The sequence below is a fragment of the Mesorhizobium sp. CNPSo 4670 genome, from assembly GCF_057784235.1.
On sequence record NZ_JBWJFQ010000040.1, the window covers coordinates 1 to 10,855 of the forward strand.

Below are 10,855 nucleotides of genomic sequence, written 5' to 3' on the forward strand. Positions count from 1 at the left end.
CGAACAGCAGCGACCAATGGCTGCCGCGGCGATTGGCACTGGCATCGTTCACTGGCAGGAACAGGAAGTCGGCCGTGTCGTCGCCATTGTGATCATGAACGATGCGCTGGAATGCGCCTAGCATGTCGCTCTCGGTGCCCAAGCGCAGGCTGCCAAGGGTTATGAGGGGATCCACGAACCGCGACCGGGCGGCGAGACCCGGATTGTTCCCCCGCAACTCTTGCGTCAGGAGCTGGTAGTCCCTCAGGACATGCTCGTCGCCCAGCCATTCCATATCCTGGAGCACCAGCCCGCGGCCGTGAGACGGGGCGGTCGGACCCAAAGCCCCGACCTGAGCATCGGCGGATTTGCTTGCAAACGCCGGCACGGAATTATCATCGTCGCGTGATTCAGACGGCGTGGCCGCAGTCAGATCAACCAATGGAAAATCCCGGTAGGTGTCTGGGCGGGCGCTGGCAGCGGGCGCTGACGCTGCTTCCAGGGTCGGCCACATACTCCAATCAAAGTTGAGCGGCATCTGCGGCGACCAGGTTGAAGCGAACCGGGCAGGTTCTTGCCGTCCGGCCTGGACGATGTCCTGCGCCTGCGATGGCAATGCACCCAGTTGATGGATGGGGTCCGCCGACGTCAGCAGGCGACCGCCTGAATTGGCGATCTCGCTCAGCTGCCGCTCAATGGCAAGGCCGTCTGGATTGTCCAGGATCCTCGGCCTCTTCGCTGGCCGCAACCCAGCTGTGTCACGCTCATCGTTGATGAGGACCTCCTCGCTTGGCGGGAGGTGGCTGCTGGCAAATGCACCCATCGGCTTGTCGGGGAACTGCTGGGGGTCGTGGCCCCAGTTCAAGTGACGAACGGACTCTCGGGGATCCGATGACTGGTCATGGCGCGCGGCTGGCTCGAGAGATAACGACGGGCCGGGTTCGTCCATCATCTCCCAAAGCAAATCCTGATCGTAGCCTTCTACGGGAGGCAGCTCCTCTGGCCACCTGTCCGCTTCCTGCCACGCGCTGTGCTGCGCAGCGGCGCCGCTGACGGGCATCGGCTCCATCCGCGGCGCGTTTTCGGGATCAGGAACGGGAAGGTTATGGCGTTCGAGCTCCATCGCTTTAGCGCCTGCCTGCGATTTTCGCAGATCAGCCAGTGCGGCACCGACATTCCGATTGCCCCCGCCGTCCTTCCTATAGCGCTCGACATCGCCGTCCAACGACGTGCCGGAAAGCCGAGCAGCAATGCCCGGCTTGTTGCTCTCACGCAGATAGTCGCTGAAATTGCGAAGAAGAACTGCATACCGGCTGCGGGTCCCGGTCGCTGCTTCGCTTTTGTATTCTTTGATGAGAGCCACGTCCTGGGGGTGAGGATTTAGCTCAGGGCGGCCTGTGATCGGCACCACTCCGCCCGTCGATTGGAAGTTCCGCAGATGGTCCATTGCCGGACGGAGTCTCCCATTATGACCCGTTTCGATGGCCTCGCGCACATCATCGGTCAGCGACCGGTCGTCGAGCCGAGCAGCAATCGGATCTTTGTTCTTTGCGAAGAGCCAGCGCCCGAAGCTGCGAAGAGAAGATACATAGGCGTCGGCAGTGCCATCGGCGGCATTCCCCTCGAAGAGGGCCTTCTCAAGCCCCGAAATGAGGCCAGCGTCCTCGGAATAAAGAGGCTGCTTGCTTCGCCCTATCAAAACTCCAGTTGACTGAAGGCGCTTGGCTGGCTGGAGAGATGACGACGGGCCGGGTTCGTCCATCATCTCCCAAAGCAAATCCTGATCGTAGCCTTCCACAGGAGGCAGCTCCGCTGGCCACCTGCCCGCACCCTGCGACACGCTGTGCTGCGCAGCGGCGCGGCCGACGGGCATCGGCTCCATCCGGACCGCTTTTGCGGGTGCAGGAACGGGGAGGATATGGCGCTCGAGCCCCATCGCTTTAGCGCCTGCCTGCGATTTTCGCAGATCAGCCAGTGCGGCACCGATATTCCGATCACCCGCGGCGTCTTTCCTATAGCGCTCTAAATCGCCGTTCAATGACGTGCCGGAAAGCCGAGCAGCAATGCCAAGCTTGTTGTTCTCACGCAGGTAGTCACTGAAACTGCGAAGAACAGCTGCATACTTGCTGCCGGTCCCTGGCGCTGCTTCGTTTTTGTACTCTTTGATGAGAGCCACGTCCTTGGGGTGAGGATTTAGCTCAGCGCGGCTTGCGATCGGCACGTTGCCTGTCGACTGGAAGATCCGGAGATGGTCCATTGCCGGACGGAGTCTCACGTTATAACCCGTTTCGATGGCCTCGCGCATATCATCGGTCAGCGATTGCTCGTTGAGCCGGGCGGCAATCGGATCTTTGTTATTTGCGAAGAGCCACCGCCCGAAGCCGCGAAGAGAAGATACATAGGCGGAAGCAGTGGCATTGATGGCATTGCCCCCGAGAAGTGCCTTCTCAAGTCCCGAAATAAGGTGAGCGTCCTCGGAATAAAGAGGCTGCTTGCGCCGCCCTATCCGAACTCCAGCTGACTGAGCCGGCCGCAGTGTCGAGGTCGCCGGTATTGCTCCACCTGAATTGGCGATCTCGCTCAGCTGCCGCTCAATGGCAAGGCCGTGTAGATTGTCCAGGGGCCTCGGCCTCTTCGCTGGCCGCAACCCAGCTGTGTCACGCTCATCGTTGATGAGGACCTCCTCGCTGGGCAGGAGGTTGCTGCTGGCAAATGCACCGATCGGGTTGTCGGAGAACCGGCGCGCGGCTGGCTCGAGAGATGACGACGGGCCGGGTTTGTCCATCATCTCCCAAAGCAAATCCTGATCGTAGCTTTCCACAGGAGGCAGCTCCTCTGGCCACCTGTCCGCTTCCTGCTGCGCTGCGGCGGCGCTGACGGGCTTCGGCTCCATCCGGACCGCTTTTTCGGAATCAGGAACGGGGAGAATATGGCGCTCGAGCTCCATCGCTTTAACGCCTGCCTGCGATTTTCGCAGATCAGCCAGTGCGGCACCGATATTTCGATCACCCGCGGCGTCCTTCCTATAGCTCTTCACATCGCCGTCCAATGACGTGCTGGAAAGCCGAGCAGCAATGGCCGGCTTGTTGTTCTCACGCAGGTAGTCACTGAAACTGCGAAGAAGAGCTGCGTACCGGCTGCCGGTCGATGTCCCTGCTTCGTTTTTGTACTCTTTGATGAGAGCCAGATCCTGGGGGTGAGGATTTAGCTCAGGGCGACCTTCGATCGGCACGACTCCGCCCATAGACAAGGTCCGGAGATGGTCCATCGCCGGAAGGAGTCGTCTGTGATGACCCTTATCGATGGCCTCGCGGGCATCATCTGTCAGCGACTGATCGTCGAGGCGGGCAGCAATCGGATCTTTGTTATTTGCGAAGAGCCAGCGCCCGAATCTGCGAAGAGAAGATACATAGGCGTTGGCGTTGCCCTTGCTGAGGGCGAGTTCCGAGATGAGGCGAGCGTCCTCGAAATAAAGAGGCTGCTTCCTGTTCCCTTTCGAAACTCCAGCTGACTGAGCCGGCTGCAGCGCCGAGGAGGCCGGCATTGCTCCACTACCTCCACCTGAATTGGCGACACGCTCATCGTTGATGACGACTTCCCCGCTTGGCAAAAGGTTGCTGCTGGCAAATCCACCCATCGGCTCGTCCGGGAACTGCTGGTGGTCGTAGCCCCAGTTCAAGTGACGAATGGACTCTCGGGGATCCGATGACTGGTCATGGCGTGCGGCTGGCTCGAGAGACGACGACGGGCCGGGTTTGTCCATCATCTCCCAAAGCAAATCCTGATCGTAGCTTTCTACGGGAGGCAGCTCATCTGGCCATCTGCTCGCGCCCTGCGACGCGCTGTGCTGCGCAGCGGTGCTGCCGACGGGCATCGGCCCCATCCGGACCGCGTTTTCGGCAGCGGGAACGAGGGGAATTTGGCGCTCGATTTCCATCACTTTAGCGCCTGCCTGCGATTTTCGCAGATCAGCCAGTGCGGGACCGATATTCCGATCACCGCCGTCCTTCCTATAGCTCTTGACATCGCCGTCCAACGACATGCCGGAAAGCCGACCAGCAATGCCCGGCTTGTTGTTCTCACGCAGGTAGTCACTGAAATTGCGAAGAACAGCTGCATACACGTTGCGGGTCGGTGTCACTGCTTGGTTTTTGTACTCTTCGATGAGGACCCCGTCCTGGGGGTGAGGATTTAGATTACCGCAACCTTTGATCGGCACGAATCCGCCCGTCGACTGGAAGGTCCGGAGATGGTCTATTGCCGAGAGGAGTCGTCTATTATGACCCTTTTCGACGGCTTCGCGGGCATCATCGGTAAGCGACTGGTCGTCGAGCCGAGCAGCAATCGGATCTCTTTTATTTGCGAAGAGCCGGCGGCTGAAGCTGCGAAGAGAGTATACATAGCCGTTGGCGGTGTGATTGGCGGCATTGCCGTGGCGGAGGCCCTTCTCAAGCACCGAAATAAGGCGAGCATCCTCGGAATAGAGAGGCTCGTTGCTGTGCCCTATTAAAACCCCAGCTGACTGGACCGGCTGCAACGTCGAGGCCGCCGGCATTGCTCCACCACCTCCACCTAAATTGGCGACCTCGCTCAGCTGCCGCTCAAAGGTCGCCGCATCTGCGGACGGCACCGCGGGTGAACTCGCTCGCCGGCCCGCGCTGTCCGACTTTACACGCACCCAATTCGTCGAGGCGAAATCCATCCGTCCCTCCCTTCAAAAAATAGGCCTTCGAGGCTGGGCTGGATTGACGTGCCGGAAATCAGGAACAAACTACCCTTTAACAGCCCTCGGCAGGCATCCGTGAGCATCGGCAGCCGATGTTCGTCCAGTGCGACCAACCCTGTCTGTTATGTTAAATCGGGAAGCTGACGACAACCTGATCACGACAACGCGCCTCGAGCGTGGTGCATGTGCCCGCGCGCTTCGCGGTCAAGACTCGATAGATCGAAGATTCAGAGACAAATACTGCTTCTCATTGTGAGGTGGGCGGCTAGCTTTCGCGGTGATCGGATGTGCGACTGGCAGAAGCCTGGTTGAACGGGCAGGGCGTTGCTATGGCAAGCACATCCGACCGGCCATGCGATTCTCGCGCGTCCTCGATGTCAGCTGCGAGTGGCGTCCGCTTGGGTAAATTCCAATCACGAGGTGTCGCGCTGAGACGCGCACCCGCTGCCGCCAGCAGGATTTTCTCGCCCTGCCGATGGCAATTGGTGGGCTAGCAACCTGTGTCTAGGTGATTGGATTTGATCGCGTGGAGTGGCGGTTTTCAGCACTGCGTTTGCGATTGCTACGAGCCTGCGTGCGATTGCGATTATGATGAGCTTGTGGGGCTGCCATGTTCTTTGAGACGTTTAGCGAGGGGTTTCAGCGCCTGAGTGAGACATGCTGCGGCGAGTGCGGCCAGGAACAGCATATAACGCGACGCCCGCCGTCCACCGAGATCCTTCTCTGCCGCGCATTGTTCCACTGTCGAGTGGCATCGGAGCAAAGGCCTGTCATGGCGGCGGCCTCGCCGGCGGTCATCCGACCGAGTTCCGGCATTCGGTGATGAGCATGGCCACAGAGACCAGACCAGTTCCTGGGATGGATCGCAGCAGCCGCGCTTTCGTCCAGACTGTCATCCTAAGCAATGGTGCTTGCGATCCGGCGCTCGGGGTTCCCGATCTATCGTCCAGCATGATCCGTAAGGCATTGTCCATATCGACGACATCTTCGGATATACCCTCCTTGTCGCGTGCAGAAATCTTTGCCGAGAGCCGATTGCGCATATCGATGATCTGAGGCCGCCGGGTCATTAAGGACGCCTGACGCGCTCGCACAACATGCCGAAGCGGCAGTAGCTTCCTCGACTACCTTGCGGAATCCAAAAAAACCGGCCAGCCTGAGCCCGTTCCCGATTTTCTTCTCGCCCCAAAATCCGAGCTTGCCTGATCGGCCAGCGCAACAGTACCACCCAATTCGGCGCAGCCAGTGGCAACCGTCCGTTGGAAAGCCACCAGCCACAGCATGCAGCGTCTAACGGTTCCGGCACCGTCGATTGTTTCCGCCGACGCTGGCCTGTCGCTATTGACCCAAAACTGTCGACTATCGAACAGGCGCACCATAGCGAAATGTGTTGCATTTCATACGCAGCCCTCGACGCAAAAAGAAGGAAGCGTGCGACGTGAAGGTGCGCCGGCCCAACTTGCGTATCAGCGCGCAGCTGCGCCCGCAGGATGGCACCTCACTTGCACATCAACCTTGGGAAGCCGCTGCCAACAGTTTTGCCTCAACCAACGGAGATGACATGGCGATTGGCCCAGAAGTACGGAATTACCTTTCGCAGCGGCTCGTAAGAATTCTCGGCTCTGTTGTTGATGGCTGGTTGTCGGTGATGATGCTCTGGTTTCAGATCCTCTTGCAGATGGTTATCAGACCTGGCGGAATTTTGCGGTGGCTCTGGAAGATCGCCGAGAACGTGTCTCTCCTGATCGACAGTCCGGCGCTACCAAGTTCTGCCCGGGGGAGGTTGATGAGGACTTCGCCCAGGTGCCAAACTTCATCGGAGCCGGCCGCTTCGTACGCAGTCGTTGAACGTACTGGGCCAAACTTCTTGCTTCAGCGGGGGACTGAGACGGTGATCTCGCGCTCCACAATTTCGTCGACCCGGCGTAGGCCCAAAGGGACCAAAGGAGGGACATTGGCGGTAGAGCGCTGGCGTTTGTAGCTGGTGTGCATGAATCTGCGTCTACTCACCTCTGCACGAGAAGTTACCCGTGACACCCCCAAATCAAAAGCCCGGGTAGGACATTTGGACAACGCATATAAAAAGTATCTTTCTGCCGAACTCGCCCGCGGAACCATATCGGTTGAGATCGATCGCAGCCTACTTCCCCCCGAGGCAACGTTCGGGTTCGCGGAGCGCATCAATCCCAAACGGTCTTTCCTGTTCGCTTCCAAGCTGCTTGGCCGTCACAGTCCCGTTCGGCCTTCGCTGATGCGAAAGACGTACACACTTCTGGCCGACCAAATTTCACCCGATCTCGAAGGGCCAATCCTGTTCATAGGCGTGGCCGAAACTGCTGTCGGGCTGGGAGCGGGCGTGCACCAGCAATATTCAGAACGATATGAACGAGACGACACTGTTTACATTTGCACCACCAGACACGGACTAGGTTTGCCCCTGATCTGTCAATTCCAGGAGGAGCACAGTCACGCCCCAGGACATGTCGTACACTGGCCGCTCGATCCAGTCCTGGTCTCGATGGTCAAGAACGCCCGGACGCTTGTGTTAATTGACGATGAAGCGTCGACCGGAAAAACATTCGGCAATCTGTTCGCAGCTCTGCCTGCCAGCATTAGGTCGAACCTTCGAAATACGATTCTCGTTACGCTTACGGATTGGTCAGATGGTGCTGTCGAACAGATAATCGCAGCCAACGTGAAGCGCGCGTCAATCCTTTCCGGGCGGTACCGCTGGGATGCAAACGGTTTGAACATCGACGCTCCGGAAGTTCCATCTGTTGGAAAAAAAAGGGGTAATGTCATTTCGCCGGATATCAACTGGGCGCGGCTGGGTGTCTCCCGGCACCATCTTCAACTGGATGGTGAGGCGGCGTCTTCGGGCGCTACGCTGGTCCTTGGTACAGGAGAAAACATTTGGCAGCCGTTCCTGCTTGCGGAAAAATTGGAGCTGGAAGGAGCTGACGTACACTACTCATCGATTACCCGATCACCGATTTCAGTGGGTCACGCCATTTTATCGAAAATAGCGTTTGAAGATAATTACGGCGGGAATGTATTCAACTATCTGTACAATGTCGTTCCATCCGAATATGCCAAAATCCTTTTGTGCTCCGAGACAAGTGAAGCGTATATAAGCCATATACTCATGCACTTCTTGGAGCGCGCATCGGTCGTAATTCCCAAGAGGGTAATTGCTATTTGATGATTATCATCACCCAAAAAATTCAATACGCTCAATCGCGCTCCAAGTCTTGACGTTACGCTAGTTGGAGGCAGAGGAGTCACATTGTCGGCGACGAAAGGGAAGATATTTTCCGGAGCTTATCGTAGTACGGACATCACGTTTCTATTGAAGCCCGTAATTCTGGAGCCAATCGGCGACGCTTCAAAGGAATGGGCGATACAATCCGGCCTACGTCATTATTCGGAAATGATTTCTTTCGAAAGCGTCCCCGAAGCCGACTACATGACGATATTCTACGACGCGATGTCAGTTGGTGCTGCGAGAATGGGACGCGAAGTAGCAGCTCTCGCGCGGTCTATCTCAAATCAAATTAAAGGCCCCATCACGTTGGCGAGCCTCGTTCGGGCCGGGGTGCCTTTAGGTGTCCTCCTCAAGCGAGCGTTGTCGCGCATGGGAAAGGACGTGCAACACTTTGGCATTTCGATCATACGGGACCGCGGAATTGACAGTAATGCAATGCGCCACATCATTGAGCGGCGCCCCATTGAAGGTCTGCTGTTTATTGATGGCTGGACGGGCAAAGGCGCCATCTCCACTGAGCTGGAACGGAGCTTCCCTTCGTTTTCTGCACAGCCGCCAAAGCTGGTGGTTTTGTCTGACCCCTGTGGCCGGGCGTGGCTTGCGGCGTCGGCCGAGGACTGGCTCATTCCATCGGGAATACTCGGGAGCACCGTGTCCGGGCTGATCAGCCGTTCGATACTGAACGAGGACGTCACAGGTCCGGAAGATTTTCACGGTACAATCCTATGGAATCACTTAGTGTCCCATGATATCTCAGCTGCTTTCGTGGATAATGTGTGGGCACATGCTGTCACCGCGCTAGACCAAAATAATGATCTCGCGCAGTGGACAGACAACGACCGCTCAAGACATCAGAGACGATCGCGGGAGGCAATTAATCGGGTTGCTGCACAGTTTGCTGTTGAGAATATTAATCGGATCAAGCCAGGAATTGCGGAAGCCACGCGAGCAATTCTACGCCGCAAGCCTCAAGTTGCACTCCTCTCTTCCGTTGAGGACCCTGACCTGGCAGCGCTACGGCATTTGATCCGGAAGAGGGACGTTCCCTTCCAAGTGGTTCCGGAAAATATTCATCCATATCGCGCCATTACTTTGATAAAGAAGGTTTAGAAATTTGATTATATTGCATCTTGGTCCAAACTCCGGAACCGCTCAACAAGACCGAGCGTGTGGCAGGCATTTCGATTTCGGCTTGCTGGTTGTTAGCGGACAGGACGTCATTTTCGTGATTATAAAAGGGCTGGCCACCGTTTGAGGGAAGCGTTGGCATAAGTGTGAACGCAACACCAAATTCATCTGCCCGGGACCTTTCCGAGTGACGAAAACGGATTCCAAACATGGATGACGGATCGAGTGCCTTGCCTGATCAACCCATCAAATCCGCAGATCACGCCGTGCAGCCAATCGTCTTTGCTGATCTGGATGACACGTTGTTCCAAACACGTGCAAAGTGCCCGAAAGGCCGCCAGCATAAACTGGCGCTAGCTGCGGTCTCCTTGAACGGACATCATTCCATGATGACGCCACGCCAGGTCGCGATGATCGATTGGCTGCTGGGTACGTCACAAGTCATTCCCGTCACGGCACGTGGCACGACGGCCTACGGGAACGTCAAGATCGCGTTCAACAGCTATGCAATTGTTGCAAACGGCGCTGTCATCCTTCAGCCGGACGGCGCGTATCTGAAGGAATGGCACGATGTCATTTCTAAGGAGCTGATCCCTCACAGGAAGGCACTGGATAAGGTACTTGAAATTGGTCGGCAAGTAGCCGCAGCTGGCAAAATGTCTCTTCGTTCGTGGATCGTAGAAGAAAAGGGGATGGCCACATATGTCGTTTTCAAAGAAAATAATGGTGATGGTAAGAGGCTGGCGGAACTGAAATTTGAGTTCGACGATGCGGGTTGGATACGGCATCACAACGGAAACAACTTCACGCTCATTCCCCCGCCTGTTTCAAAGCGCCGGGCAGTAGAGTTCCTCCTGAAGAAACTCCGGTCGGAGTCTGAAGATAGGCCAGCGATCGGATTCGGCGACAGTACAAGCGATCTCGGCTATCTCAATTTGTGCGACTGGTGGGGTGCGCCATCGCGCTCGCAGATTTCGGCGATGCTGAACGAGCCAACGAAGACGCTTTTTGCGGGCATTTTTTGATGGTCCCCTGCGTCGGAATTTTCTGGCCAAAGGCATTTACAAGAAATGAGTCAGCTGCTTTTTCAGGTCGGTGGGAATGCTCCTTCGCAGGGCGTGCGCCTCCCACCTATCGGACCCGAGCCCCAGGCCGTAGGCGTGAGGTGCTCCAGTCTAAATTTAAGCTATCCCGCCATGGCGAACTTCAGCCCCTCAGTCGGTTTTGCAGTGCCTGCCGATCGGCACGGAGCCCGTCGAGGTCCAGCTGGACTGGCTGCCCTGGTTGCGCCAATCGCCTAACCAGCTCGCGCGTGCCGTCCACCACAAAGACGCCGCAATCATGACCGTTTCGCTGTTGGGGGATGCGAGGCGACTCCAAGCGCGCGCCCAGCCTTGCTGCGAGTTGTCCTGCGGGCGCCTCGTTGTATCTCCCGTTCGAGTCGTAGTGATAGGCAACCGGCCGTTCCCGCTCGCGGCGATCGACGAACAGCAGCGACCAATGGCTGCCGCGGCGATTGGCACTGGCATCGTTCACTGGCAGGAACAGGAAGTCGGCCGTGTCGTCGCCATTGTGATCATGAACGATGCGCTGGAATGCGCCTAGCATGTCGCTCTCGGTGCCCAAGCGCAGGCTGCCAAGGGTTATGAGGGGATCCACGAACCGCGACCGGGCGGCGAGACCCGGATTGTTCCCCCGCAACTCTTGCGTCAGGAGCTGGTAGTCCCTCAGGACATGCTCGTCGCCCAGCCATTCCA

Annotated in this window: 4 protein-coding genes and 1 pseudogene; 3 read left to right on the forward strand and 2 right to left on the reverse strand. The window is 57.5% G+C overall.

The window, feature by feature from the left end:
• Nucleotides 1-4,681, reverse strand: a pseudogene (locus AC0ZT5_RS34415) (hypothetical protein); the annotation flags it as partial.
• Nucleotides 4,682-6,695: 2,014 nt separating this feature from the next.
• Between AC0ZT5_RS34415 and AC0ZT5_RS34420 the strand changes: the two are divergent.
• From AC0ZT5_RS34420 to AC0ZT5_RS34430, 3 genes are all read left to right on the forward strand, one after another.
• On the forward strand, nt 6,696-7,907 hold the full coding sequence (locus tag AC0ZT5_RS34420) for a phosphoribosyltransferase domain-containing protein (RefSeq protein ID WP_488500069.1): 1,212 nt from the start codon (nt 6,696-6,698) through the stop codon (nt 7,905-7,907).
• Between the two features lie 84 nt (nt 7,908-7,991).
• Nucleotides 7,992-9,080 (forward strand): cysteine protease StiP domain-containing protein, encoded by a 1,089-nt coding sequence (locus AC0ZT5_RS34425; RefSeq protein WP_488500070.1) that lies wholly within the window; start codon nt 7,992-7,994, stop codon nt 9,078-9,080.
• A 227-nt stretch (nt 9,081-9,307) separates the two neighbouring features.
• Nucleotides 9,308-10,123 (forward strand): HAD family hydrolase, encoded by an 816-nt coding sequence (locus tag AC0ZT5_RS34430; protein WP_488500071.1) that lies wholly within the window; start codon nt 9,308-9,310, stop codon nt 10,121-10,123.
• A 181-nt stretch (nt 10,124-10,304) separates the two neighbouring features.
• Here AC0ZT5_RS34430 and AC0ZT5_RS34435 read toward each other — a convergent pair.
• Nucleotides 10,305-10,855 (reverse strand): Ulp1 family isopeptidase (locus AC0ZT5_RS34435; RefSeq protein WP_488500072.1); only part of this gene is annotated, 551 nt, incomplete at its 5' end.

Excerpts from the sequence above, each read along its gene's own strand:
- AC0ZT5_RS34420 (WP_488500069.1), top strand. The coding sequence starts at position 6,696 with ATGAATCTGCGTCTACTCACCTCTGCACGAGAAGTTACCCGTGACACC.
- AC0ZT5_RS34430 (WP_488500071.1), top strand. The coding sequence starts at position 9,308 with ATGGATGACGGATCGAGTGCCTTGCCTGATCAACCCATCAAATCCGCA.